The 25,185-nt window shown below is 70.9% G+C and carries 27 protein-coding genes; 12 read left to right on the top strand and 15 right to left on the bottom strand.

Features of this window, described 5'->3' with window-relative positions; translation table 11 throughout:
* Positions 1-20 precede the first annotated feature (20 nt).
* On the top strand, positions 21-653 hold the full coding sequence (locus tag AP234_RS06615) for an NAD(P)H-binding protein (protein ID WP_055478625.1): 633 nt from the start codon (positions 21-23) through the stop codon (positions 651-653).
* 94 nt (positions 654-747) lie between these two features.
* Here the strand turns inward: AP234_RS06615 and AP234_RS06620 are convergent, their stop codons facing one another.
* On the bottom strand, positions 748-1,755 hold the full coding sequence (locus AP234_RS06620; protein ID WP_055478626.1) for an Acg family FMN-binding oxidoreductase: 1,008 nt from the start codon (positions 1,753-1,755) through the stop codon (positions 748-750).
* A gap of 32 nt (positions 1,756-1,787) precedes the next feature.
* Positions 1,788-2,447 (bottom strand): CBS domain-containing protein, encoded by a 660-nt coding sequence (locus AP234_RS06625; protein WP_055478627.1) that lies wholly within the window; start codon positions 2,445-2,447, stop codon positions 1,788-1,790.
* 157 nt (positions 2,448-2,604) lie between these two features.
* Between AP234_RS06625 and AP234_RS06630 the strand changes: the two genes are divergently transcribed.
* A complete protein-coding gene (locus AP234_RS06630) occupies positions 2,605-3,300 on the top strand; it encodes a CBS domain-containing protein (RefSeq protein WP_055478628.1) in 696 nt (231 codons plus the stop codon).
* Between the two features lie 35 nt (positions 3,301-3,335).
* Here the strand turns inward: AP234_RS06630 and AP234_RS06635 are convergent, their stop codons facing one another.
* The 5 genes from AP234_RS06635 to AP234_RS06655 all read right to left on the bottom strand — a co-directional run bounded on the left by AP234_RS06635 (position 3,336) and on the right by AP234_RS06655 (position 9,998).
* A complete protein-coding gene (locus tag AP234_RS06635; RefSeq protein WP_055478629.1) occupies positions 3,336-4,202 on the bottom strand; it encodes a universal stress protein in 867 nt (288 codons plus the stop codon).
* A gap of 136 nt (positions 4,203-4,338) precedes the next feature.
* On the bottom strand, positions 4,339-4,875 hold the full coding sequence (locus AP234_RS06640) for an NUDIX hydrolase family protein (protein ID WP_268778016.1): 537 nt from the start codon (positions 4,873-4,875) through the stop codon (positions 4,339-4,341).
* Between the two features lie 96 nt (positions 4,876-4,971).
* Positions 4,972-7,050: a histidine kinase gene (locus AP234_RS06645; protein WP_083501837.1), complete on the bottom strand. Its 2,079-nt coding sequence runs from the start codon at positions 7,048-7,050 to the stop codon at positions 4,972-4,974.
* 168 nt (positions 7,051-7,218) lie between these two features.
* Positions 7,219-8,445 carry an acyl-CoA dehydrogenase family protein gene (locus AP234_RS06650; protein ID WP_055478631.1) on the bottom strand — a complete coding sequence of 409 codons (1,227 nt, stop codon included), beginning with the start codon at positions 8,443-8,445 and terminating at the stop codon, positions 7,219-7,221.
* 80 nt (positions 8,446-8,525) lie between these two features.
* Positions 8,526-9,998, bottom strand: coding sequence for a helix-turn-helix domain-containing protein (locus tag AP234_RS06655; protein ID WP_055478632.1), 1,473 nt, complete (start codon positions 9,996-9,998; stop codon positions 8,526-8,528).
* 244 nt (positions 9,999-10,242) lie between these two features.
* Between AP234_RS06655 and aceA the strand changes: the two genes are divergently transcribed.
* Complete coding sequence (aceA, locus tag AP234_RS06660; protein WP_055478633.1) at positions 10,243-11,535, top strand: isocitrate lyase; 1,293 nt, start codon at positions 10,243-10,245, stop codon at positions 11,533-11,535.
* 160 nt (positions 11,536-11,695) lie between these two features.
* Here aceA and AP234_RS06665 read toward each other — a convergent pair whose 3' ends face one another.
* Positions 11,696-12,505, bottom strand: coding sequence for an ATP-binding cassette domain-containing protein (locus AP234_RS06665; RefSeq protein ID WP_235557994.1), 810 nt, complete (start codon positions 12,503-12,505; stop codon positions 11,696-11,698).
* A 62-nt stretch (positions 12,506-12,567) separates the two neighbouring features.
* Positions 12,568-13,566, bottom strand: a complete 999-nt coding sequence (locus AP234_RS06670; protein ID WP_055478635.1) for an alpha/beta hydrolase — start codon at positions 13,564-13,566, stop codon at positions 12,568-12,570.
* Between the two features lie 508 nt (positions 13,567-14,074).
* On the opposite strand from AP234_RS06670, the gene AP234_RS06675 reads away from it, so the two are divergent.
* Genes AP234_RS06675 through AP234_RS06685 form a run of 3 tightly spaced genes read left to right on the top strand, consistent with a single transcriptional unit; the run spans position 14,075 to position 16,358 of the window.
* Positions 14,075-14,767, top strand: a complete 693-nt coding sequence (locus tag AP234_RS06675) for an ABC transporter permease (RefSeq protein ID WP_431998195.1) — start codon at positions 14,075-14,077, stop codon at positions 14,765-14,767.
* A gap of 35 nt (positions 14,768-14,802) precedes the next feature.
* A complete protein-coding gene (locus tag AP234_RS06680) occupies positions 14,803-15,591 on the top strand; it encodes an ABC-2 family transporter protein (protein ID WP_083501838.1) in 789 nt (262 codons plus the stop codon).
* A 2-nt stretch (positions 15,592-15,593) separates the two neighbouring features.
* On the top strand, positions 15,594-16,358 hold the full coding sequence (locus tag AP234_RS06685) for an ATP-binding cassette domain-containing protein (RefSeq protein ID WP_055478636.1): 765 nt from the start codon (positions 15,594-15,596) through the stop codon (positions 16,356-16,358).
* A 7-nt stretch (positions 16,359-16,365) separates the two neighbouring features.
* On the opposite strand, the gene AP234_RS06690 is transcribed toward AP234_RS06685, so the two are convergent.
* Entirely contained in the window at positions 16,366-16,839 is a 474-nt protein-coding gene (locus AP234_RS06690; RefSeq protein WP_055478637.1) for a hypothetical protein, read from the bottom strand.
* A gap of 71 nt (positions 16,840-16,910) precedes the next feature.
* Entirely contained in the window at positions 16,911-17,735 is an 825-nt protein-coding gene (locus tag AP234_RS06695; protein WP_055478638.1) for a hypothetical protein, read from the bottom strand.
* Positions 17,736-17,816: 81 nt separating this feature from the next.
* Between AP234_RS06695 and AP234_RS34680 the strand changes: the two genes are divergently transcribed.
* Positions 17,817-18,314 (top strand): DUF4158 domain-containing protein, encoded by a 498-nt coding sequence (locus AP234_RS34680; RefSeq protein ID WP_152990271.1) that lies wholly within the window; start codon positions 17,817-17,819, stop codon positions 18,312-18,314.
* On the opposite strand, the gene AP234_RS06700 is transcribed toward AP234_RS34680, so the two are convergent.
* Positions 18,196-18,753 carry a hypothetical protein gene (locus AP234_RS06700; RefSeq protein ID WP_055478639.1) on the bottom strand — a complete coding sequence of 186 codons (558 nt, stop codon included), beginning with the start codon at positions 18,751-18,753 and terminating at the stop codon, positions 18,196-18,198. The two genes, AP234_RS34680 and AP234_RS06700, sit on opposite strands and share 119 nt — an antisense overlap.
* 63 nt (positions 18,754-18,816) lie before the next feature.
* Here AP234_RS06700 and AP234_RS06705 point away from each other — a divergent pair, with 63 nt between their 5' ends.
* The 4 genes from AP234_RS06705 (at position 18,817) to AP234_RS06715 (ending at position 22,066) form a co-directional block, all read left to right on the top strand.
* Positions 18,817-19,425 carry a MarR family winged helix-turn-helix transcriptional regulator gene (locus tag AP234_RS06705; RefSeq protein ID WP_083501840.1) on the top strand — a complete coding sequence of 203 codons (609 nt, stop codon included), beginning with the start codon at positions 18,817-18,819 and terminating at the stop codon, positions 19,423-19,425.
* A 13-nt stretch (positions 19,426-19,438) separates the two neighbouring features.
* Entirely contained in the window at positions 19,439-19,699 is a 261-nt protein-coding gene (locus AP234_RS39415) for a DUF664 domain-containing protein (protein ID WP_431998197.1), read from the top strand.
* 28 nt (positions 19,700-19,727) lie between these two features.
* Positions 19,728-20,492 (top strand): class I SAM-dependent methyltransferase, encoded by a 765-nt coding sequence (locus AP234_RS06710; RefSeq protein ID WP_055478640.1) that lies wholly within the window; start codon positions 19,728-19,730, stop codon positions 20,490-20,492.
* A 155-nt stretch (positions 20,493-20,647) separates the two neighbouring features.
* The gene (locus tag AP234_RS06715; protein ID WP_055478641.1) at positions 20,648-22,066 is read left to right on the top strand and encodes a pyridoxal phosphate-dependent decarboxylase family protein; all 1,419 of its coding nucleotides are present in this window, start codon (positions 20,648-20,650) and stop codon (positions 22,064-22,066) included.
* Between the two features lie 57 nt (positions 22,067-22,123).
* Here AP234_RS06715 and AP234_RS06720 read toward each other — a convergent pair whose 3' ends face one another.
* Both AP234_RS06720 and AP234_RS37815 read right to left on the bottom strand, forming a co-directional pair.
* The gene (locus tag AP234_RS06720; protein ID WP_055478642.1) at positions 22,124-22,993 is read right to left on the bottom strand and encodes a LysR family transcriptional regulator; all 870 of its coding nucleotides are present in this window, start codon (positions 22,991-22,993) and stop codon (positions 22,124-22,126) included.
* Positions 22,994-23,477: 484 nt separating this feature from the next.
* On the bottom strand, positions 23,478-23,660 hold the full coding sequence (locus tag AP234_RS37815; RefSeq protein ID WP_200926252.1) for a hypothetical protein: 183 nt from the start codon (positions 23,658-23,660) through the stop codon (positions 23,478-23,480).
* Here AP234_RS37815 and AP234_RS37820 point away from each other — a divergent pair.
* Positions 23,638-24,558, top strand: coding sequence for a neutral zinc metallopeptidase (locus AP234_RS37820; protein ID WP_200926253.1), 921 nt, complete (start codon positions 23,638-23,640; stop codon positions 24,556-24,558). The two genes, AP234_RS37815 and AP234_RS37820, sit on opposite strands and share 23 nt — an antisense overlap.
* Before the next feature lie 234 nt (positions 24,559-24,792).
* Here AP234_RS37820 and AP234_RS38415 read toward each other — a convergent pair whose 3' ends face one another.
* Positions 24,793-25,125 carry a hypothetical protein gene (locus AP234_RS38415; protein WP_235557995.1) on the bottom strand — a complete coding sequence of 111 codons (333 nt, stop codon included), beginning with the start codon at positions 25,123-25,125 and terminating at the stop codon, positions 24,793-24,795.
* Between the last annotated feature and the right edge of the window lie 60 nt (positions 25,126-25,185).

The following is a 25,185-nucleotide window of genomic DNA, read 5'->3' on the forward strand; positions in this document are numbered from 1 at the left end:
GGTCGAGAGGAAGCACAGGCATGCGCATCTCAGTGTTCGGAGCAACCGGAAACGTGGGTCGCCGCGTCGTCGCCGAGGCCGTGTCCCGCGGACACGAGGTGACGGGCGTGGCCCTGAACGCGGCGGCGTTCGCCGATCTCCCACCCGGAGTGGAGGGGCGCGTCGGCGACGCGACCGACCTGGACGCGGTCCTCCCCTTGATCACCGGACGTGATCTGGTGATCACCGCGACCTGCCCGGCGCCCGGCAACGAGAACGAGCTCGTCACCGTCGCCCACACGCTGCTGACGGCGTGCGCCAAGACCGGCACGCGCCTGCTGCTCGTCGGCGGCGCCGGCAGTCTGGCCGTCGAGGGCGGCGGCATCCTGATGAACGAGGTGGGCTACCCGGCCTACCTGCGGCCGATCGCGCTGGCGTGCATCGACCAGCTGGCGGCCTGCCGGGCCGACACCGTCGTGGACTGGGCCTATCTGAGCCCCGCCAAGCTGCTCGTGCCCGGTGAGCGCACCGGCCGGTACCGGATAGGCGGTGACGACCTGCTGGTCGACGCCGACGGTGACTCCCGGATCTCGCTGGAGGACCTCGCGGTGGCGCTGCTGGACGAGGCCGAACGGCCGCGGCACCACCGGATGCGTTTCACCGTGGCGTACTGACCCGCGAGCCCGCATCCGCCGGGGGACGGCTCCGGCCGTTCCCCGCCGCGCCGGGCGGAGGCGCCGGCCGCGGACCGGCCGGCTCGGGGAGCCGTCAGGCCTGTTCCTCGGTCACCTCGGCGGGCGGACGGCGTACGCTGCCCGCCTCGTCCACCGCGAAGCCCAACCTCATGATCATCTGAGGGTAGGCACCGTCGCACACGTGCTTGCGGATGAACTCCCGCAGGTCGGGCAGCTCCAGGGCCTGCGTGTGGAAGGCGGCGCTGAGGCCGTACGCCGAGGCGTACAGCAGGACCCGCTGCAGTGTCTGACCGGCGGTCAGCCAGTCGTCGGCGCCGTCGCCCCGCGTCGTCAGCACGGCGACGAGGCCGGTGGCGCCGGGCTCGTCGGATTCGACCCCCCAGTCGTGGCCTCTGGCGTAGTCGCGCTGGGCGAAATACTGCGGCCGCGTCCGTCCGGAGGCCGCCGGATAGCTTCCCGCCGGCACGCCGTCCTGCCTGGTGCTCCCCGGAGGCCGGGCCCAACGCATGATCTCCAGGCTGAACAGGCGGTCCCGGGACTGGACGTCCTGGGCGGCGCCCGTGAGCGCGGCCAGCACCCGCGCGTCCTCCTCCGCCCGGATCGGCCGCAGCCGCGCCCCCTCGTCGGCCGCCTGGGCGACCAGCACGTCGACCAGTTCGTCGGCGACGGCCAGCCCGGTGAAACCGCTCCGGTGGGTCCGGCGTCGCTCGATCTCGGCGTGGAGCAGGCGGGCGTGTTCGTCGGGTTCTCCCCTCGCCTGCGCTCCCGCCTGGGCGGGCCGGACCGTGGCCAGCAGCAGCGGGCGCTGCGGATCGGGGCGCTTGCGCACCTCGGGGTGATAGCCGAGCGCGCGCAGCGTGACCCGCACGTTGAACAGGGCGGCCCCGCAGCTCACCACCATCTGGCGGCCGTCGGGGTCGGCGACGCGCAGCTTGCGGTCCGGGTCGGCGCGCAGGGCGATCTCGTCCCCCGACACGACGAAGGACCATGGCTGGCTGTTGTGCGGCGAGGGCGCCCACACGGCGGCCTCGACCGCCTCGTGCACCGCGCGGGTGGTCTCGTCGGATATCCGAGCGTCCATGGCGTCCCTCCATCCGGTGGTCTACCGCCAGGTCACAGGAGCGGCGGGGCGATCAGCAGGTCGTCGATCTCGAACGCCACGTCCGCGTCCACCTCGATGACGCCGTCGACGCCGCGTACCGCGTGCAGGAACGGCCGGATCTGCGACCGCCGGGCGACCGTGCCGCGCAGCGTGACCATCCCGGCCGCGACGACGATCTCCAGGTCGTCCGTCTCGACCGCCATCCGCTCGGCGATCTCCTCGATCTCCGCCCGCATGTCCGCCTCCGGCCGGGCGAACACGCGCAGCAGGTCACCCTGGTGGACGGTCCCGACGATGCGGCCGCTCATCGAATCGATCACGGGCAGCTGCTTGATGCGGTTGCGGTGCATCAGCCTCGCCGCGTCGCGTACCGGCGTCCCCCCGGTCACGGTGATCGCCGGAGTGGTCATGATCTCACCGGCGGTCGTGCCCGCCGCCTTGCGGCGCTCGGCCCGCGTCCTGCGGCTCTCGAACAGGCTTCCACCGGGATCGATCTCCTTGAGGAGGATGTCGTCCTCGGACACCACTCCCACCGGCCGCCGGTCGGCGTCGATCACGGTCACGGCGCCCACCTTGAACCGCCTCATCGTCTCGACGAGGTCGGCGAACGACGCGTCCATGCGAACGGCGATCGCCACCTTTCCCATGACGTCCTTCACCTTCATGCCCATCGGAACTTCCTCCCATCCGTGTCCCTACCAGCCTGTCCGCCGGCGTCCCGCCCGATCAGCGGTGAAGGTCCTGACCCGGCGGGACTTTCGACCGCACTCGCGGGGAACGGTTCCCAGGGGAGGCGAGCGGACACCGAGGACGGCGGAGGGAACCGACATGCACAAGAAGGTGCGGGACGTGATGACCCGTGAGGTGGCCTCGGTCAACGGCAGCACACCGTTCCGTGACATCGCCGAGGTGCTCGTCGCCCACGAGGTGAGCGCGGTGCCGGTCGTGGACGGCGAGGGCCACGTCATCGGCGTGGTGTCGGAGGCCGATCTGCTGCGCAAGGAGGAGTTCCGTGAGCAGTACTACCGCGAGGGCTACCGGCCGCCTCTGCTGGCGCGCCTGCGCGACCTGGCGGCCCGTCCCGGCGCGGGGGCCGAGGAGAAGGCACTCGGCGAGACGGCGGCCGAGCTGATGACCGCCCCCGCCGTCACGATCAGGCCCTACACCAGCGTGGTGAGCGCGGCCCGGGTGATGGCCGAGCGCGGCATCAAGAGGCTGCCGGTCGTCGACGACGAGGGCCGGCTGGAGGGGGTCGTCAGCCGGCACGACCTGGTCAAGGTCTTCGCCCAGTCCGACGACGAGATCGCCCGGGAGATCCGCGAGGAGATCCTCGACGACGCGCTGTGGGCGGACACCTCGGGTGTCGACGTCCAGGTGAACGACGGTGTGGTGACGCTCGGCGGCACGATGCCCCGTCCCGCCGACGCGCGGATCCTCGTACGGATGGTCGAGCGGGTCAACGGCGTGCTCGACGTGATCGACATGCTGACCTGGCAGGAGGGCGACGACACGGACGCGGGGTGACCGCTGATCCGCCCGTCGCCCCCGGCCCCGGTCGGCTACCGGCCGCTTACGACCGCGAGCGGGCACCTGGCGTGGTGCAGCAGGGCGTGGCTCACCGAGCCGAGGACCAGCCCCGCGAGGTTCCCGCGGCCGCGCGAGCCGACGACCAGCAGGTCGGCGCGCTCCGACGCCTCGCCGAGCACCTCGACGGGGTGCCCGCGGACGACCTCCTCGGTCACCTCGACGTCCGGGTAGCGCTCCCGGCGGCCCGCCAGCGCCTCCTTGACCACGCGGACCTCGGTCTGCTCGACGTCGAGATCGTCGGGCACGGGGACGATGCCGCCGCCCGCCTCGAACCAGGTCCAGGCGTGCACCGCGCGCAGCCTCGCCCGCCGCAGCGCGGCCTCGGCGAAGGCGAAGTCGAGCGCGGCCGCGCCGACCGGCGAGCCGTCCACCCCGACCACCACCTCGCCGCGCGGCGGCGTTGGCGTCTCACGCACGATCACGACGTCGCACGGGGCCTGCCCTGCCACGCCGTACGCGACCGAGCCGAGCAGCAGCCCGCGGAAGCCGCCGAGCCCGTGGTTGCCCACCACGAGGAGATCGGCCTTGGCCGCCGCGTCGATCAACGCGGTCCGCGGATCCCCGGGAAGGTGGGCGGAGTCCACCTCGACCTCGGGCGCCTCACGCCGAGCCCGGTCGACGGCGGCGGCCAGCGCCGTGTCGGCCCCCTCGCGCATCCACCTGGCGACCCCGGCGTAGCGGCCGCCCTGGCCTCCCTCGACGGCCTCGCCACTCTCCAGCACCCAGCGCGGGATCGCGTGGACCAGCCGCAACGGCATGCCGCGCAGCACCGCCTCCCGCGCGGCCCAGGCCACCGCCTCCAGCCCGGCCTGCGAACCGTCCACCCCGGCGACGATCATGACGCCCCTCCTGTTCCCGATATCGGCGTCTCTCCATGACATCCTGCCCCGCCGTGTCCGGGCAGCGGCGAAAGTCCCGCCCACTCAGGACCATGAGCAGTGGATCGCGGGCGGCCCGGCATGGACGATGGGACGGTCAGGGCAGGCGGCCGACATGGGCGAGGGCCTGCTTCAGCAGGACGTCCTGCCCGCCCGACATCTCGCTCAGCACCATCGGCGAGGCCGCCTCCTCGGGCGTGAACCACACCAGGTCGAGGGCGTCCTGACGGGGGCGGCAGTCTCCCGCCACCGGCACGACGTACGCGAGCGAGACCGCGTGCTGCCTGGGATCGTGGTACGGCGTGACGCCCGCGGTGGGGAAGTACTCGGCGACGGTGAACGGCTGCGGGGAGGCCGGGACGCGGGGCAGCGCGACCGGGCCGAGATCCTTCTCCAGATGGCGCATGAGGGCGTCGCGGACGCGCTCGTAGTGGAGCACGCGGCCGGACACGAGGGCGCGGCTGACCGTCCCGTCCGATCCGATGCGCAGCAACAGGCCGACATGGGTGACCACTCCGGTGTCGTCGACTCGCACCGGCACGGCGTCGACGTAGAGGATCGGCATTCGCGCGCGCGTCGACTCCAGCTCTTCCGGAGAGAGCCAACCAGGTGTGGTTTCGGTCATTTCGGTCACCAGTCGATCCTACGCGGCGGCCGGGCGATCCGGCCCCCGTACGGCGAGTACGCCCCACGCATGCCGTCCGGCCCGCACTTTCGCGTCCCGCCGCGGTCACGTGATCATCAGGGTGGGTTCTGCGCCGGAGCGCTCGGGAAGCGGGAGCGTCACCTCCACCCGCGTTCCCGGGCCGCCCTCCGCACCGGACCTGCACGAGCCGGCGATCAGGCAGGTGCCGCCCAGCTCGGCGGCGCGCTCGCGCATCGAGGCGAAGCCGACGCCGGAGCGCCGCCGCTCGGGCAGCCCCCTGCCGTCGTCTCGCACCCGCAGGATCAGCGCGTTCTCCGAGCGGGTCAGCGTGACGAAGGCCCGGGTGGCGCCGGCGTGCTTGCGCACGTTGGTCAGCGCCTCCTGCACGATCCGATAGGCCGCCACCTCCACCGCGGCCGGCAGGTCACCGGTCTCGCCCGTCACCTCGACCTCGACGGGCGGCCCCGGCTCCGCGGCGAGCGCGCGCACCGCCCCGGGCAGGCCGAGGTCGTCCAGTCGGGGCGGGCGCAGGCCGTAGACCAGCTCGCGGATCTCCCGGGTGACCGCGTCCATGTCGCCGCACAGGTCCCGCAGCATCCGGTCGACCGAGGACGGGTCCTCCCGCAGGCACATCCGGGCGATGTTCAGTGACATCGCCATGTTGCCGAGCGCCTGGCCGAGGCCGTCGTGCAGGTCGCGGCGGAGCCTGCGCCGCTCCTCCTCTCGTGCGTTCAGGATGTGCTCCCGGGAACGCTGCAGGTGCGCCGCCATCAGCATGGCGTGCGCGACGTCCGCGACGAAGGGGGTCGCCACCCTGATCAGCCGCTCGGTGTAGGCGGCGGAGAAGCGCCGCGGTCCCGGCGGTCCGATCAGCATCCGGCCGACCGGCTCGCCGTGCCGTACCAGCGGCACGACGCGCGGGCCGGGCCCGGTCTCGCCCGACTCCACCCGCCTGCCCCCGGACTCGACGGCGACGCCGGTGACGCCGAGGCCGTCGTGCACCACCGCCGTGACGGCGGCCAGCGCGTTGGCCGGTTCCGTCTCGCCGACCTCGCGGGCCAGCCTTCCGGCGAGTCCCTCGGGCCGTCCGTGCCTGCCGTACAGCATCGTGTCGGTCAACCGGCGCAGGCGCCCGCGCAGCGGCTGGAAGAACGCGCCCGTCGCCAGCGCGGCGACCAGCCCCGCGACCTGGTCGTAGTCCGACACGAGCAGTCCGGCCAGGGCGCCGATGCCGAAGTACACCGCACCGACGGCGGCGATCAGGCCGGCCGCGATGACGGTCCGGCTGATGACGGTGTCGATGCCGTACAGGCGGTGGCGCAGCACGGCGAACGCGATCGCCACCGGAACCAGTCCCGTCCAGATCGTCGCCGGCAGCCAGTGGTCCTCGCCGAGCAGCGGGAACAGCGCATAGACGACGAACGCGGACAGCGGCCAGGCGATCTGCCTGCGCGCCGTCGAGGTCGCGCGCCTCAGCCGTACGAACAGGGAGAGCACCGTGAGCACCACGCAGGCGTTCATCAGCAGGGTCAGCGAACCCGTGAGCGCCGGGTGGTAGGGGGCCAGGGCCTCGATCGCCAGCGGGTTCGGGATGACCTCGGGCCAGCGGTACGTGCTCGCGGGCGGCGTCGGCCGCACGATGTTGCGCACCCCGTCGGCGAAGTACACGGCCACGCCGCCGATCGCCACCGGCAGCCAGCGGCGGGAGGGCAGGCGGTCGTCCGGCGAGAGCAGCGGCGTGAGGATCCCCAGCAGGCACCCCCCGGTCATCCAGCCCACGATGGCCAGGATGCGCAGCCACCCCGCGCTCTCCAGGTCGCCGGCCGCCGCCTGCGTGAACTGCAGCCCGATCGCCATCACGTTGACCGCGCAGCCGAGGCCGCCGACGCACATCAGCCAGGCCAGCTTGAGACGGGGACGGTGCGCGATCAGGAACGCGCCGATCAGCGGGAACGTCAGGCCCGCGCCGTGGTCGGGCGCCGCTGGCGGCCACGGCGCCCACTCCTTCGGCACCGATAACTGGATCGCGGTGCCGGCCGCGGTCAGCGACACCGACAGCACGGCCAGCACGGCGGACGTCCCCCGCGCCCACGTGACCGTTCGGGGGGCCGTGCCCGGTCCGCCGCCCCCGCCCGCTTCCCCGTCTTCCTCGACTGCTCGCATCCCCTACCCCCGTAGGTCCCCGGCTCCCCGTTGCCGGCGGATCGACCGGGCCGCGGCCGCACGCGCTCGACCACCTGCCGGGGCGCCCCGAGGGACGGCCGCCGACCGGCCCCCGCTGCCGGGGTGGCCGAGCATGACCGCCGCGCCGTGGTCAGTGAACGGACATACTCACCGAACGGGCAGGCCGGTGACGGCGCGGCCGATGATGAGGCGCTGGATCTCCGACGTCCCCTCGAAGATGGTGTAGATCTTCGCGTCGCGGTGGAAGCGCTCGACCGGGTGATCGCGCGTGTAGCCGGCGCCGCCGAGGATCTGGATGGCCTGCTCGGTCACCCAGACGGCGGTCTCGCTCGCGACCAGCTTGCTCATCGAGCCCTCCGCCTGGGGGAACGGCCCGCCCCTTCGGCCCATCCAGGCGGCCCGCCAGGTCATCATCCGCGCCACGTCCACCCTGGTGGCCATGTCGGCGAGGAGGAAGGCGATCGCCTGGTTCTCGCCGATCTTGCGGCCGAACTGCTCGCGCTCACGGGCGTAGTCACGCGCGTACTCGAACGCCGCCCTCGCGGTGCCGACGGCCATGGCGGCGACCAGCGGCCGGGTGGCCTCGAAGGTCCGCATGGCCGCCTGACCGCCGACGCGGGCCCCCGAACGCACCCGGGCGAGCCGTTCGTCCAGCTTCTCCTTGCCGCCCAGCAGACAGCGGCCGGGCACCCGTACGCCGTCCAGGACGACCTCGGCGGTGTGGGAGGCGCGGATGCCGTGCTTCTTGAACTTCTGCCCCTGGGCGAGCCCCGCCGTCCCCGGCGGGATCACGAACGAGGCCTGGCCGCGGGTGCCGAGGTCGGCATCGACCGACGCGACGACGACGTGGACGTTGGCGATCCCGCCGTTGGTGGCCCAGGTCTTCACCCCGTTGATCACCCACTCGTCCTTGGCGGCGTCGTACTCGGCCCGGGTCCTGATGGCGCCGACGTCGCTGCCGGCGTCCGGCTCGGACGCGCAGAACGCGCCGAGCTTGACGTCGTCGGGAGTGCCGAACATCTGCGGCAGCCACTCCCCCATCTGCTCGGGGGTGCCGTTGGCCGCGAGGGAGGCGGCGGCCAGCCCGGTGCCGACGATCGACAGGCCGATGCCGGCGTCACCCCAGAACAACTCCTCGAAGGCGACCGGCAGCCCGAGCCCCGACTCCTCGAACCACTGCTGGGCGAAGAAGTCCAGCGAGTAGAGCCCGAGCTTGGCGGCCTCCTGGATGATCGGCCAGGGGGTCTCCTCGCGCTCGTCCCACTCCGCGCCCGCCGGGCGGATCACGTCGGCGGCGAAGCCGTGCACCCAGTCGCGCAACTCGCGCAGGTCGTCGCTCAATTCGGGGCGGAAAGCGCCGTTTTGCTCGCTCATGGACCATCCCTGCAGTCCGGTGAGGGTTACCGGAAGTAACGGTTACTGGCGGGTAACCCTATCACTGCGGAGATCTCGAGTCACATGGCCGCGTGCCGCTCCAGGAAGGCGTAGAGATCGGCCTCGTCGACGCCGGGGAACGACCCCGGCGGCAGCACGGTCAGCACGTGGGAGTTGGCCCGCGCCGACGGCCAGGCGTACCCCTCCCAGCGCTGGGCGAGCTCTGCGGGCGGGCGCCGGCAGCAGTCGCCGCCGGGGCACTTCGACTTCGTCCGTACGGTCGTCTCGCGGCCGCGGAACCAGCGGGACTCCCGGTACGGCACGCCGAGCGTGATGGCGAAGTCCTTCTCCTGGGAGGGGTCGACGTGGGCGATGCAGAAGTACGTCCCGGTGGGCGAGTCCGAGTACTGGTAGTACAGCGAGAAGCGGTCGGGCGAGCGGAAGACCTGGCGGCCCGACCACTGCCGGCACATCCGCTGCCCCTCGATCGCCCCCTGCTCGTCGGCGGGGAAGACGATGCCGTCGTTCTCGTACGCCTTGTAGATGATCCCGTCGGCGTCGTTGCGCACGAAGTGGCAGACCAGGTCGAGGTGGCGGGTGGCGAGGTTGGTGAACCGGTGCGCGGCCATCTCGTAGGAGACGGCGAACACGTCGCGCAGGTCCTCCACCGACAGCGCCCGGTCCTGCTTGGCCTCCCGCAGGTACGGCACTGCGGCGGTCTCGGGCACCAGCACGGCGGCGGCGAAATAGTTGGCCTCCACCCGCTGGCGCAGGAAGTCGGCGAAGTCACGGGGCCTGTGGTGCTGGAGCGCGAAGTGGCCGAGCGTCTGCAGCAGCACGGTCCGAGGGCTGTGCATGCCGCCGAGATGCTCGCGCTTGAGGTAGATCCGCCGGTTGCGCAGATCGGTCACCGACCTGGCCGAACGCGGCAGGTCCTGGACGGTGTGCAGGGTGAACCCGAAGTGCGACACCAGCGCCTGCACGGTGCTCTCCGACAGCGCGCCGGCGCGGTAGCCCACGGCGTCGAGCGCCTCGGCCGCCGCCTTCTCGATCTCCTCGAAGTAGTTGCCCAGCTCACGCTGCTTGCGCCGGAGCTCCACGTTGGCCGCCCGCGCCTCCTCCGGCGTGGCCGTACCCTTGGCCTCCCTGGCCTTGAGCTCCTGGAACAGGCCGAGGATGTGCTCCAGGACGTCGTTGGGCACGCGCGCGGAGACCTTGAGCCGGCTGAGCCCGATCGCGGCGTACAGCGGATCGCGCTGCGCCTCCTCCAGGGCGATCTCGAGCTGGGCCCGCCGGTTGGGCGCCTGCCTGCGCAGCAGTTCCTCGACCGGCACGTTCAGCGCGGCCGCGAGCGACTTCAGCAGCGACAGCTTCGGCTCGCGCTTGCCGTTCTCCAGCAGTGAGAGCTGACTCGGCGCCCGCCCGACCCGCTGGCCGAGCTCGGTCAGGGTGAGACCACGCTGCCTGCGCAGGTGCTTGAGCCGCTGCCCGAAGGCCAGGAGGTCGAGCTCCTGCGTCAAAGACAGCGGTTCTTCGCCAAGAATCGAGGCCATGAACCGATCCTAGGCGAAAAATCCTCGGATCTTCCACCGATAGGTGGTCCACACCACTTGATTGGTCTAGTCCATCGGGAAAACTCGTCATTTCTTCACCGCTGAATACTGTCGAATCTTCGTGTTAGCAGAATATTTTGCGTTCTTCCGTGACAGATGTCCTTGTTGATCTCTCTTCGGGGCAACAGACTCGGAAGCAAGCCCCAGGTGACGACAGAGCACGCAACAAGGGAGTGATCTGGACATGTCGGATCGCATCGCCGCTGCCGCCCGGCAGTTGCAGCAGGATTGGGAGACCAACCCCAGGTGGAAGGGCATCGAGCGGACCTACACCGCCGAGGACGTGATCCGGCTGCGAGGTTCCGTCCAGGAGGAGCACACGCTGGCCCGGCTGGGGGCCAAGCGGCTCTGGCACCTGCTCCACACCCGGGACTACGTCCACTCGCTGGGGGCGCTCACCGGCAACCAGGCCGTGCAGCAGGTGAAGGCCGGTCTGAAGGCCATCTACCTGTCCGGCTGGCAGGTCGCCGCCGACGCCAACCTGAGCGGGCACACCTACCCGGACCAGAGCCTCTACCCCGCCAACTCGGTGCCGGCCGTGGTCCGGCGCATCAACAACGCGCTGCTGCGCGCCGACCAGATCAGCTGGTCGGAGGACGACGAGAACGCCCCCTACTGGCTGGCCCCGATCGTGGCCGACGCCGAGGCGGGCTTCGGCGGCGTGCTCAACGCGTTCGAGCTGATGAAGGCGATGATCGCCGCGGGCGCCGCCGGCGTCCACTGGGAGGACCAGCTCGCCTCCGAGAAGAAGTGCGGCCACCTGGGCGGCAAGGTGCTGATCCCGACCGGCCAGCACATCAAGACCCTCAACGCGGCCCGCCTGGCCGCCGACGTCGCGGACGTCCCCTCACTGATCATCGCGCGGACCGACGCCCAGGCCGCGACGCTGCTGACCAGTGATGTCGACCCCCGCGACCAGGCCTTCGTCACCGGCGACCGCACCGCCGAGGGCTTCTACCGGGTCCGCAACGGCGTGGCGGCCTGCATCGCACGCGGCCTCGCCTACGCCCCGTACTCGGACCTGCTGTGGATGGAGACCTCCACGCCCGATCTCGACGTGGCCAGGGAGTTCGCCGAGGCCATCAAGGCCGAGTACCCCGACCAGATGCTCGCCTACAACTGCTCGCCGTCGTTCAACTGGAAGAAGCACCTCGACGACTCCACGATCGCGAAGTTCCAGCGGGAGCTCGGCCACATGGGGTACAAGTTCCAGTTCATCACGCTGGCCGGCTTCCACTCGCTGAACTACTCGATGTTCGACCTCGCCAGGGGCTACGCCGACGAGGGCATGACGGCCTACGTCGGGCTGCAGGAGGCGGAGTTCGCCGCCGAGCGGCGCGGCTACACCGCCACCCGCCACCAGCGCGAGGTCGGCACCGGATACTTCGACCTGGTCAGCACGGCCATCGCGCCGGACTCCTCGACCACGGCCCTCAAGGGCTCCACCGAGGAGTCGCAGTTCGCCGAGGCTCACTAACTCGCACGGGCAGCGCACGGCAGCAGGTCGAAACCGGCCCCGCCGCGGAACCGCGGGTCACTCCCGGACCCGACGGACCGCGGCGGGGTCCCTCACACGCGTCGCCTCACACGGATCTCCTCACGCGGGTCTCTTCACGGGTCTCCTCACGCGGGTCTCCTCACGCGGAGGAGCGCAGCGCGCGTGCGTACCAGCGGCCGTCCACCGTGTCGAGCCGCAGCCGCCGCCCGAAGCAGTCGGAGAGGTTGGCCCCGGTCAGCACCTCACGCACCGGACCGGCCGCGACGATGCGGGTGTCCTTCATGAGCAGCGCGTGGGTGGTGGTCGCCGGCACCTCCTCCAGGTGGTGGGTGACCAGCACGGTCGTCAGGCCGGGCCGGGCCGCGGCGAGATCCTCCAGCGCCTCGATCAGGTCCTCGCGGGCGGGCAGGTCGAGGCCCGCGAACGGCTCGTCCAGCAGCAGGATCGCCGGGTCGGCCATCAGCGCCCGGGCCACCCGGATCCTGGCCCGCTCCCCCTGCGAGCACACCCGGAACGGCCGGTCCCCCAGGTCCTTGCAGCCGAGGTCGGCCAGCAGCCGCTCGGCCCGCTCCCGCTCGGCTTCGCCGTACCTGTCCCAGAGCGGGGCGCTGGTCCCGGTGTGCCCGGTCAGTACGACGGTGAGCGCGTCGGCCGCCTCCTCCTCGAGCAGTGCCTCGTCGACGAGCCGCTGGCTGGCCGCCACCAGCCCGATGTCCCGCCGCAGCTCCCGCAGGTCGACCCGGCCGAGCCGCCGGCCGAGCACGGTTACGGTGCCCGAGCTCGGGTGCCGTACGGCTGCCGCGACCGAGAGCATCGTGGTCTTCCCCGCCCCGTTGGGGCCGAGGATCACCCAGTGCTGGCCGTACTCGACCCGCCAGTCCGCCCCGGAGACGAGCGTCCGGCCGACCACACGGATTGTCACATCGTTGAGTTCGAGAGCTGCGTCCACCCGACCAAGAATGCACCAGACCACCCCCGGCCCGCTGCAGGCGCAGGCCGACTCGGCCCGGTTCAGGCGGCGGCTTCGCTCTCGGAGCGGACGGCGGTTCCGGCGCGGCCGGCCGACTCGACGGCGTCGAAGAATCGGGAGATGTGCTTGAACACCATGCGGGCCTCGGGGAGGAGGTCGGCGAGGATCGGGAAGACGTGGGGCATCCGGCGCCACTCCTCGTAGGTCACCGGCACGCCGTTCTCCCGCGCGCTCAGCGCGACCCGGTGGCCCTCATCGCGCAGGACCTCCGTCGAACCCGTCACGATCATCAGTGGCGGGATGCCGGTGTAGTCGCCGTAGACGGGGGATACGAGGGGGTCGAGCGGGTCGAGGCCGTCGGTCCAGCGGCGGGCGAGCCAGTCCACGCGCCCGGCGGGAAGCATGGGGTCGCTCCAGTGGTTCACCCTGCGGCGCGAGCTGCTCAGGTCGGTCCAGGGGGAAAGGCATACGCCGGCCGCGGGCAGGGGCATGCCCCTGTCGCGCAGGGCGAGCAGGCTGGCCAGGGTGAGATGGCCGCCGGCGGAGTCGCCGGCCAGCAGGATGTCCTCAGGAGCGTACCCGCGATCGAGCAGGCACTCATAGGCGGCGAGCGCGTCGGAGAGCGACTCGGCGAGCGAGTGGACCGGTCCCTGCCGGTAGTCGAGGGAGAGCACCGGCCGCCCGGCCGTGAGCGACAGCCGCCAGGTGATCGGGCGATGCGTGGCGGCCGAGCACAGGAAGTACGCACCACCGTGGAAGTAGAGCAGGACCTTGCCCTCGTCCATGCCGTCGCCGGCGCGCACCCACTCGCCGGAGCAGGCGCCGAACCTCTCCTGTTCTATGGTCACGTGCTTGGGAAGGATGCCCGGCACGCGCTCGCCCAGGCCCATCACCCGGCTGGCGACCGTCATGCCCGTGGTGTTGCGGAGGAGGATGCTGGTCATCGGCTTCATCGTCCCCCGGAGCAGTCCGTTGAGGGCGGCCGCCTGCCAGCTCACGGGGTAATCAGGATGAACATCACGGTTCAGCTCGTCACCCATTCAAAACCTCCCAAAAGGGACATTCCCGTATAGGTAACGGTTCTACCGGTCGGTATGTTTCACCCCCCTCACAGACTGGTTACGGTCAGGTAACGCTCCTGGTGGGAGCCCTGTGGGCAGGACATCCCCCTGTGCTTCCCGCTGCCCAGGAAAGCGCTCGGTAATCAAGTGCACGCGGCCGCATGATGATTTACGATCTCCACGGTCCGGACCACGCGCCCGGACCACCCCTCGAGCCACTCCCCGGACCACACGGTCCGGACCGACGCGTCCTGATCTCCCCGCCGACTCCGGACCGCCAGACTCCCGACCGCCAGACTCTCGACCGCCAGACTCCGGACCGTCCGACCCCGACCGCCCGACCCCGACCGCCCGATCCCCCGGGCCCGACTTTGGGAGGTGTCCTGCCTTCTTCCTCTATCTGCGACTCGTCCGGTACGGCTTCCGCAGGCACGCGACCTACTGGGGCGCGGCGGCGGCCGGCGCGCTCACCAACACCGTCTTCGGGGTGCTGCGCGCGTACGTGCTGATCGCCCTGTGGGAGTCCCGGCCGGGGCTCGGCGGCTACGACGTGGGCGACGCCGTCACCTTCTGCTTCCTCACCCAGGCGTTCATCGGGCCGATGCAGCTGTTCGGCGGGGGTCTGGAGCTCCCCCGGCGCATCCGCAGCGGCGACATCGCGCTCGATCTCGTCCGCCCGGCGCCCCTGCAGATGTGGACCCTGTCGGAGGACCTGGGCCGGGCCGCCTACCTCTTCCTCGCCCGCGGCCTCCCGCCCACGCTCGCCGGCGCGCTGCTGTTCGGGATCGAGCCGCCGGCCGAGGCGGCCGCCTTCCTGGTGTGCCTCGTCCTCGCCGTCGTCGTCAGCTTCGGCTGGCGCTACCTGATCGCGCTCGCCGCCTGCTGGGTGCTGGACGACCGGGGCCTCAACGTGATGTCGATGGTGCTCACCACGTTCTTCAGCGGGATGATGCTGCCCTTGGTGATCTTCCCCGGGTGGCTCGGTTCGCTCGCCCGCTCGCTGCCCTGGGCCGCGATGGTGCAGGTGCCCGCCGACGTGTACCTGGGCAGGATCGGCGACCGGACCGGCGGCCTGGCGGGGGCCCTGGCGTTCCAGTGCCTGTGGGCGGCCGTGCTGCTCGGGCTGGGCGCGGCCCTCACGGCCGCCGCCCGGCGGAAGGTGGTGATCCAGGGTGGCTGAGCGACCCGCGGGCGCCGCCGAAGCGGGAGGTCCCCGTGGTTAGAACCTACGCGCTGCTCGTGTGGACGTGGACCAGGGCCGCCGCGCAGTACCCGCTCTCGTTCGCCCTCATGACCGTCGGCGGGTTCGTCGTGAGCGGCCTCGACATCGCCGTGATCTGGGTGATCTTCGCGAACACCTCCTCGCTCGGCGGCTTCGGCCTCACCGAGGTCATGTTCCTGTACGGCTCGGCCGGCCTGGCCTTCGCCATCGCCGACCTGCTGTTCAGCAACGTCGACCGGATCAGCGAGCACATCAGGGCCGGCACCCTCGACGCGATGCTGATCCGGCCGGTGAGCCCGTTCGTACAGGTGGCCGCCGACCGGTTCATGCCGCATCGGATCGGCCGGGTGGCCCAGGCGGCCGTCGTGCTGGGCATCGCGCTGCCCCGGCTGGACGTGCCGGCCAGCCGCGCCTGGATGATCCCGGTGATGGTCGTCTGCGGCATCGTGATCTTCACGTCCGTCTGGGCCCTCGGCGGCGCCGTCCAGTTCCTGCTCACCGACGCCCCCGAGGTCGCCAACGCGTTCACCTACGGGGGCGGCATGCTCACCCAGTATCCGCTGAGCGTCTACGGCGACCACATCGTCCGGGGTGTCACGTTCATCCTGCCGCTGGCGTTCGTCAACTGGCAGCCGGGTCTGTACGTGCTCGGTCGCGACGACCCGCTCGGCCTGCCGCACTGGGTGCGTTTCCTCTCCCCGGCCGCCGCCGTCGCGCTGGCGCTCGTCGCCGCGCTCGCCTGGCGCGCCGGGATCCGCCGCTACCGATCGACGGGGAGCTGACCATGATCGAGGCCGCCGGTCTCGGCCGCGCCTTCAAGGTGCGCGGCCGCGTCGTGCATGCCGTACGGGACCTGTCCTTCCGCATCGAGGCCGGGGAGTTCGTCGGCTGCCTGGGCCCGAACGGCGCCGGCAAATCCACGACGATCAAGATGCTCACCGGCATCCTGTCGCCGACGTCGGGCCGGGTCACCGTGGCCGGCCTCGACCCCACCCGCCGTCGTACGGCTCTCGCCCGGCGGATCGGCGTGGTCTTCGGCCAGCGGACCACGCTGTGGTGGGATCTGCCGCTGAGGGACAGCTTCGAACTGATCCGCCTCCTTTACAAAGTAGATCGAAAGCCGTTCCGGGAGCGGCTGGACGAGTTGACCACTCTCCTCGACATGGCCGGGTTCCTGACGACCCCGGTCCGGCAGCTCAGCCTCGGTCAGCGGATGCGCGGCGACCTCGCGGCGGCGCTGCTCCACGACCCGGCGGTGCTCGTCCTCGACGAGCCGACGATCGGCCTCGACATCGTCAGCAAGGCGGGAGTGCGCGACTTCCTGCGGCGGCGCAACGCCGAGTACGGCACCACGGTCCTGCTCACCACCCACGACCTGGGCGACGTCGAACGGCTGTGCCGCCGGGTGCTGCTGATCGACCACGGCAGGCTCGCCTTCGACGGCACGGTCGGCGAGCTGCTGGCCACCGTGCCGGGCGAGACCTCGATCGAGGACGTGGTGGCGCACCTCTACCGCAACGGCGCGTCGCCGACCGGCGAGCCCCGATAGCGGAGGCTCAGAAGCCGAGGCCCTCCTCGTCCTCTTCTTCCTCCTCGCTCCCGACCTGGCGCGCCCATCGGGACGGCATCAGCACCGGGAGGAACAGCGCGATGCCGACCATGGCGTAGACCCCGCTGGACAGCAGGGTGAGCGTCCCCTGTCCCGCCTGGGCGAGCTCATGGTGCACGGAGGCGCCGGTGGGGGCGAGGGACGCGGCCCGCGAGACGTCCAGGACATAGACAACGGTCCAGGCGAGCAGCGCCATCGACGGGATGAACGTCGCCAGCGGGGACACCCGGCCCACCAGGACCAGCCCGAGCAGCAGACCCACGGCCACCATCACACCGATCGCGATCAGCATGCGGGGTTCCTTGATCGGATCGACGTTCTGCACCGCGCCTCGAATCACCTCCTGGGAGGCCCATCCGCCACCGAGGAGCAGGGCCGCGGCGACGAAAACGCCCAGCAGCAGCCCGAAGAAGTGCCGCATGCACACCACCTAGTGAGAGGTTCGCGGCAACATTAGCGACAAATCTCCGCCGCGGGCAGCAACTTAGGCGGTTATGTCATTAGATGTGAAGCGAGACCACGCGATGGCCCCGCGGAGAGCGTGACTTCGACGGTGATGTGCGGATTGTCCGGCTGCGGGAGCTGAAGCCCACGCTTGAACTCCTCGGCATCGTCCGGCATCACCTTCGGCTGAACGGTGACCTTGACCTGGCCGGTCTCGTCATCCGGGTGCGCCGTCATCGTGGCCACCTCGGGACGGGATCGGAGCCAGGAGACGACCGTGTCCTGGGCCCGCCGGAGCTCCGCGGTGGAGAATCCCTTGCCGCCGATCAGGGTGACCTCCATGGGGAGGGTCCTGGCCAGCTCGATCGCGCGAGCCGGGATGGGACCCTTGAAGCCGACGCGCAGCCCCCGATGGTCGTCGACGTATCCGACGCCGGAGATCTCGTCAGGGAACTCCGCATTGAGTTTGTCGATCACCCGGCTGTTGGACGACTGTGCGCCGAAGCGGTCGATGGCCTCCTCATAGGAGATGCCCTCCGATTTGGCGATGGTCCCGATGTCGACCAGCTCGGCGTAGGGAATGCCGTCGATCGTCACGTCCGGTTCGGTCACCGCGGGGTCGTAACCGTCGAAGTCCGTCGGCCTGGGGGACGAGGTAGCGGCCACCCGGGCCGCGTACCGTTTGACGACCTCCTCCAGGGGTCGGCCCGACGACGCCGCCTCTCGTTTGAGCCGCTCCAGGGTGGGCCGATGCGGTGTGGGCTGATCGGCCCGTGGTAACACGATCGTCTCGGTCGAGGCCACAGCGAACATCGGACCGGCACCGGACTGGCCGCAGGCGCACAACGACGCGAGCAGCGCGATGACGGTCAAACGCGATCTCTTCATACCGAAGGGACGTGCCACCGACCTGGAGGGTTCATTCAGGCGCTGGCGCAGGTGCCCCGAACCTGGATGCACGTCGACGAGCTGGTCGAGCACGGGACGATCCCGGACGAAGAGGGCGACCTTATCGCCGGAAAGCGCGACGCCACGCGACTCGGCTTCGCGATCTTGCTGAAGTTCTGCACGCAGCACGGCCGGTTGCCGCGCGGTCGTTCAGTTCTGCCGGACGACGTGGTCGAGCATGTGGCCAAGCGGGTTCAGGTTCCCGCCTCAGAGCTCGGCTTCTACGAGTGGTCCGGCTCGACGATCAAGTACCACCGCAGTCAGATCCGCACGCACCTGGGCTTTCGCACCTGTACGACCGCAGATGCGACGAAGCTGGCGGTCTGGCCGGCCGAGCACGTCGCGCACGCCGAGCGACGGCCCGAGCGGGTGCGAGAGGAGTTGCTCAAGCATCTGCGCGAGGAGCGGATCGAACCGCCGGTGCGGGGCTGGTCGGTGCCACCGGGTGCCCGGGATCGTCGCGGTGGAAAATCGCCAGGAGGGCGAACCAGACCAGGATCATGATTCCGGCCGGGCGCAGGAATTCCTCAGCGAGAAGGGTGCCGACGAAGGAGTAGCCGCCGAGCCAGACGCCGGTGATGACGCCGACCACGCGGACCGGCCAGGAACGGCTGACCAGGGAACTCGCCACAATCCAGACACCGGCGAGGACGTGGCCGCCGAGCCGGACCGCCCAGGCTGTGTCGTACTCGATCGCGTTGATCATCAGGATGCCGGCGAGTACGTCGAGTGCCACCCAGCCGTAGCCCGCGGCTTTGGCCCAGGGCGCCGCCTCCAGGCGCGATACCAGAAAGAGGATCGAGAGGTGGAAGAAGACACCCAGGTATTCTCCCCACGCCACCTCCGGGTCCGTGAAGAAGGCGATCACGGCAGGGAGGAACAGAAGGAGGGGTAGTAGCGCCACCAGGCGCAGGCCGGCGTAGTGCCGCCGAGGATCGAGCATCGGAGAAGTCCTTGTACATCGAGCCGTCTGGTCGGGTCGAACACTAGAAAAGAAGGTGTTGATATGTCAACAGTTGGGCCGGGTGAGGCGACTGAGCTGTGGCTGCGATGGAAACGCGCCCATGAGATGGTCCGTGCCGCCGTCATCGCCGAAACCACCGCGGCGTCCGGCGTCTCCGAGTCGGAATTGAGCGTCTTGGCCTGCCTGCACGAGTCCGGCGGGAGTCTGCGGCAGAACGCCCTCGCCGCCGCCCTCGGCTGGGACCGGACGCGGCTGTCGCACCTGCTGACCCGGATGGCCGACCGCGGCTACGTGACCCGCGACAAGCTTCCGAACGGGATGGAGGTCGCGCTACGCCCGGCAGGCAGGCACACGATCAACGCGACGTTGCCGACACTGGAGACGGCCACCCGACGTCACCTGCTGGACCGGCTCGGCCCGGACGACGCCAAGACGCTTAAGGCCCTCATTGATCGCCTCCTGTCCGGCGAAGGAGTGGCAGCCGAGGCCAAGACCGGGGCACCCGGCGTGGGGGCCAAGAGGGGCCGGCCCCCCTCCTCTGGCACCGTCATGCGCATGCTCCGCGACCACAACACCGGCATCGCCGAGCTGGACGCGGGAGCCGACGATGCGAGCAACGGCCGTAGTCCCTCGCCGGCACCCGAGCCGTGAACCGTCCCCGGCCATGATCCAAGATCGTGATAATACCGAGACCTCGGTCGGGGGATCCTGCGTTATCACAGGTCATCGGCGTATCCGATCGATTCCGCATGAGATCACGACGATCCCGGGCACCGACCTCGACGCACCGGTCCCTCGACCGCGGCCGGGACGCCCCGCTCCCAGCGTCCGCTGGGCCCTCACCCACGTGATCGAGGAGAGCGGACGTCACGCGGGCCACGCGGGCATCCTCCGCGAACTGATCGACGGCACGACCGGGCGCTGACCCCCGGCGCTGCACCGGCTGCGTCACAATGGCCCGCATGTCTTCTATGCCCGAGATGCATGTCGAGGCCGCGTCTTCGTCGCGATTCAACGACTACGACATGCTCGCCGAGGGGTACACGGCCGAGAACGAGACCGGTCTCCTCAACGCGTACTACGAGCGGCCCGCGATGCTGGAGCTCGCCGGGGACGTGACCGGAAGGCGCATCCTCGACGCCGGCTGCGGCTCGGGTCCGCTGTTCTCCGTGTTGCGCGATAGAGGCGCCATCGTGACCGGCGTCGACGCGAGCGCCGGGATGCTGGAGCTGGCCCGACGGCGGCTGGGCGCCGACGCGGATCTTCGGGTCGTCGACCTGGCCGGCCCACTGCCCTTCCCCGACGACGCGTTCGACGACGTCATCGCGTCCCTGGTGCTGCACTACCTGAAAGACTGGGGACCGACACTGGCCGAGCTGCGACGCGTGCTGAGGCGTGGTGGCAGGCTCCTCATCTCGGTCGATCACCCGTTCATGAGCACCCTCATGCAGCACATGGCCGGGGAAAAGCCCACGTACTTCGAGACCCGTAACCGGACCCAAGAATGGACCATGGGCGGGCAGACCGCCCAGGTGAGCTTCTGGGACCGGCCGCTGCACGCGATGACCGAAGCCTTCACCGCGGCCGGCTTTCGCATCAGCGTCATCAGCGAACCGCCGTTCGTGCCGGAAGCCCGCGAGGTGTTCCCCGAGGAGTTCCGTGAGATCACCGGCACGAGGTTCCTGAGCTTCTTGTTCTTCGTTCTCGAAGCCGGCTGACGACGCCTCGTAACGATCGATTCATGGCCCATGGCGGTACCGTCCATCTCGAGGACGCCGCCCCCGGGCTGCGCGCGGTCGTACGGCTCCCGCTCGCCGATGCCTGAACCGGCTCCTCGCCGCCGCCCCCCTGAGCTCACCCTGGAGAGACCACGATGCTTCCCGAGCACGGCAGGCCCGCGTCCGAACTGCTCGCCGAGCTGTCCGCGCTGCGGGCCGACGACCTGCCGGTACGCGGCGGCAGGGTGACCGCGTACGTCTACGACACCGGGCGGCCCGAGGTGCACGACGCCGCACACCGGGCGTACGCCGAGATGCTCGAGGTCAACATGCTCGACCCGACGGCGTTCCCCAGCATGGTCGCGATGGAGAAGCAGGTGGTGGGCGCGGCCGCCGAGCTGCTCGGACGGCCCGGCGCTCCCGGGATCTTCACCAGCGGCGGCACGGAGTCGATCATGCTGGCCGTGAAGGCGGCGCGGGACGCCCGCCCGGGGGCCGACCGCGTGGTGCTGCCGGTCACCGCGCATCCCGCGTTCCACAAGGCCGCGCACTACCTCGGCATGGAGACCGTGCCGGTGCCGGTCGACGCCGAGACGTTCCGTGCGTCGGTGCCCGCGGTCGCCGAGGCGATCGACGAGCGGACGGCCCTGGTCGTGGCGTCCGCCCCCGCCTACCCCCAGGGCGTCGTCGACCCGGTGGCGGAGATCGCCGGGCTAGCCGCCTCGCGGGGGGTGCCGTGCCACGTCGACGCCTGCGTGGGCGGCTGGCTGCTGCCCTGGCTGCGCGAGGCGGGCGCGGCGATCCCGCCCTTCGATCTCGGCGTTCCCGGGGTGACCTCGATCTCCTGTGACCTGCACAAGTTCGGCTACGCGCCCAAGGGCGCCTCGGTGCTGCTGTTCCGGGACGCCGAGCTGCGCCGCGCCGCGTACTTCGCGTCGGCCGCCTGGCCCGGTTACACGATCATCAACGCGACCGTGCAGAGCTCACGCTCGGCCGGGCCGCTCGGCGGGGCGTGGGCCACCCTCCAGTCGCTCGGCCGCGAGGGCTATCTGGAGCTGGGCCGCAGGACGCTGGCGGCGACCCGGCGGCTCGTCGCCGGGATCGGCGGCATCCCCGGGCTGCGGGTGCTGGGCGAGCCGGACGCGTCGCTGGTGGCGATCGCGGGATCTCCCGAGATCGACGTGTTCGTGCTGGCCGACGAGGCGCGGCGTCTGGGCTGGTTCCTCCAGCCGCAGCTCTCCTACGCGGGGATCCCGGCAAATCTGCACATCACGGTCACCGGGGTCACGCTGGCCGGGGTCGACGCCATGCTCGAGGTGATCGCGTCGGCGGCCGGGACCGCCCGGCTGCGTGGTCCGGCCGCCGTGCCGGAAGGCCTGCCCGAACTGATCGCCTCGTTCGACCTCGACACGCTCGACGACGAAACGTTCGCCGAGCTCGCCGCCTCGGTCGGCATCGACCTGCGTGGTGCCGGACAGCCCGCCATGGCGACCGTCAACGCCGTGCTCGACGCGCTGCCGGCGCCGGTCCGCGAGGCGGTCCTCGTCCGCTTCCTGTCCGTGATGTACGGCTGAGCGGTAACGGCACCGACAGTTACGGATGTCCGCTTCATGGCTTTTGGAGCGCTCCAATCAGGCGGCTGAGCCACCCTCCGTCAGCATGAGGAAGTCCTGCGCAGTGGCGGGGAGCCTGCGCCGGGTGTGGACCATGGCGATGACCTTCGTGACCGGCGGATCGAGTGAGCGGACCACCAGTCCGGCCCGCTCCGCGCGCATGGCCATTCCGCGATACCACAGCAGCGAGGCCTTCCCCGTACGAACCGTGCGCAGCCAGCCGCGGCGTTCGTCCGACTCCACCGTCGCCAGCGGCCGGATGCCGTACACGGCGAAGGTGTGATCGAACTCCCGGCGCCGGGCGGTCCCCTGCGCCGGCAGCACGAGGCGCATCCCGTTCAATCTGGCCATCGGCACGGGGTCGGGCAGATCCGCGCCGGGAGGCGAGATCAGCACGATCTCCTGCCGCTCGAACGGATGGCTGACCAGGTCGGCCGGCACCGGCAGATCGGTGAGGCCGAGGTCGGCCCGCTGCCTGCGTACCGCGTTCACCACGTCCTCCCGGCCGTCACACCGCACGATCCGCACGCGGATCTCCGGATGCTGCGACGCGTAGGCGGGCAGCAGGCGTCCGGCGAGACCGGGCTCCAAGCTGGGGGTCGCCGCGATGCGCAGGTCGTCAGAGGACACCGCGGACTGCCGGGCGAGCAACTCGATCTCCTTGACCGCGTCGAGCGCCTCCCTGGCCAGTTTGACGACCTGGCGCCCGTGCGCGGTCACGACGACCCCTCTGCCGGAACGCGCGAAAAGCGTCACCCCGAGCTCGCGTTCCAGATCCCGGATAGCACGGGAAAGCGCCGGCTGCGCGATGTACAGCGACTTGGCCGCGTCAGTCATGGTGCGATGCTCCGCCGTGGCCACCACGTAACGAAGCTGCTGCAGATTCATGCGAAAAAGCTAAGGCAGATCGGCCAAACGATTCCGGAACATTACCGAGATCACTTCGCCTGATTACATATCGTACTCAAGCGAGTGCGACATCCAAGACTGATCGGAAAATCAGTATGATTTCGCCCCGAATCTGTAAAGGGGGCAAAGTCTTGGCGTCGCAGTACCCTCCACCACCACCGCCGTCACGCGGGCGCGCTCCTTATCCGGTCGGGCCATATCAGCAACCGCCCCAGCCGCCACCCGCGCAGTACCCGCCGGCCGGCCATCCGCCGGGACAGCACCCCCCTCCGGGACGGCCGCCCGCCGGCCGCGCGCCCTACCCGCCACCCGCTCCGCCTCCGGCTCCACCGCCCGGCCCCCCGCCGAACGCGCCCTACCCGCCACCGCCCGGCGGGTCCGCTCAACCCGGTCTCCCCGGTCGGCCGCCCTACCCGCCGCCCCCCGTCTCTCCGCAGCCCTGGCCGCCACAGCCGGGGCCTTCTCAGCCCTGGCCCCAGCAGCCCGGCGCGGGCGGCCCGCCCCGGCCCGGGTGGCCGCCGGGGCAGCCGCACCCGCCGTACGGCCCGCGGTCGCCGTACGGCCATGCGCCGAACTGGCAGCCGCCCAAGCGCAAGTCCAGCGCGGCGGCGACCATCGGCGGGGTGATCGGCGTGCTGGCGTTCACGTTCCTGGTGATCGTCGTGATCGGCGCGGTGCAGAAGGCGACGAAGCGGCAGCCGATCGCGCTGCCGACCCACACGTCCGAGACCGCCACCGCCGAACCGACCGCCGCCGAGCCCCCGACCGCGAGACCCACGTCCCGGCCCACCCGAGAGGACGACGTCTCCGAGAAGCCGGCCCCGAGGCTGAACCGCACCCTGAAGAACAACACGGTCTATCAGGCCGGCTCGCTGGCCCGGCCGAAGTGCCCGGCGGGCAACGCGAGCATCTACAACCACGCGCAGTTCAAGGCGCTGATCCTGAAGACCGGCAGGTGCATGGGCCAGGCGTGGGCCCCGGCGCTGAGGCGGGTCGGGATCGAGTGGAGTGCCCCGGGCTACATGATCGCCCAGAGCAGGGGCAGGGGCGCCTGCGGCGACTATCCGATGCCCGGGAGCAACGTGCCGTACTACTGCCCGAGCAACAGCACGATCTACGCCTCGACCTCGGCGATGGCCAAGGAGTACGGCCCGCTCGGATCCTGGAACGGGATCATCATCAGCATGATGGGCCACGAGTACGGCCACCACATCCAGCACCTCACCGGCATCTCGAACTCCTGGTGGGCGCGCTATCAGGAGTCGAGCTCGCGTAGCGCGCAACTGGCCCTCACCCGGCGGCACGAGCTGCAGGCGACCTGCTTCGGCGCCATGTTCATGCGCTCCGTTGAGCGCAGCTATCCGATCACCCCGGCCCGGCGCAACACGCTTCTGTGGGCGTACGGATACATCGGGGACCAGCCGGGCGGGCCGCGCGACCACGGCAGCACGCGCAACAACGCGGTGTGGTTCCGCCAGGGCTACACCCGGCCGAAGGTCCACCAGTGCAACACGTGGGTCATGGGCTCGTCCTACGTGTCCTGACGGTACGCCGCAGCATTTGGCTTATGTCAATCTTGTCCAGGTATGGGGGCTAGAATCCCTAGCCAAGTTTTCACGGAGGGTGGAGAGCGGTGAACCATGCGCGGCGAGGGGCCCGCTGAGCCAGCCGACGGCCCGGAACGCCCGGCGCGCCGGAACACGGGCCGATCGTCGGGCCGGGCCAGGGGGCGGACGGCGGGCAGGGGCCCGGAGCGGTCCGGAGCGGGACGCGACACGTCACAGCCACGGCCAGAGCCACGGCCCCAGCCACAGCCACGGCAGGGTGGCGAGCCCCCGCAGCCGCCGCAGACGTCGCGACAGGCGCCACAGGCGCCCCAGTCGCCCCAGGCGCCACGGCAGCGAGGGCAGGAGCAACGCGAAGCCGGACCGCGTGACCCGGCCCAGCGTGGGCAGCGCGCGAGCGGACAGAGCCGGCAGGGTCAGCGCACGCGCGGGCAGCGGGGCCCCCAGCAAGGACCCGGGCCACAGCAGGGGCCCGGCGCACAGCAGGGGTCTGGAGCACAGCAGGGGTCTGGCGCACAGCAGGGGTCTGGCGCACAGCAGAGGCATGGAGCACAGCGGGCGCCTGGATCGCCCGGCCCCCGGCAGGGACCTCCATCGCCGGGGCCC

Source organism: Sphaerimonospora mesophila, from assembly GCF_001417795.1.
Classification (GTDB): domain Bacteria; phylum Actinomycetota; class Actinomycetes; order Streptosporangiales; family Streptosporangiaceae; genus Sphaerimonospora; species Sphaerimonospora mesophila.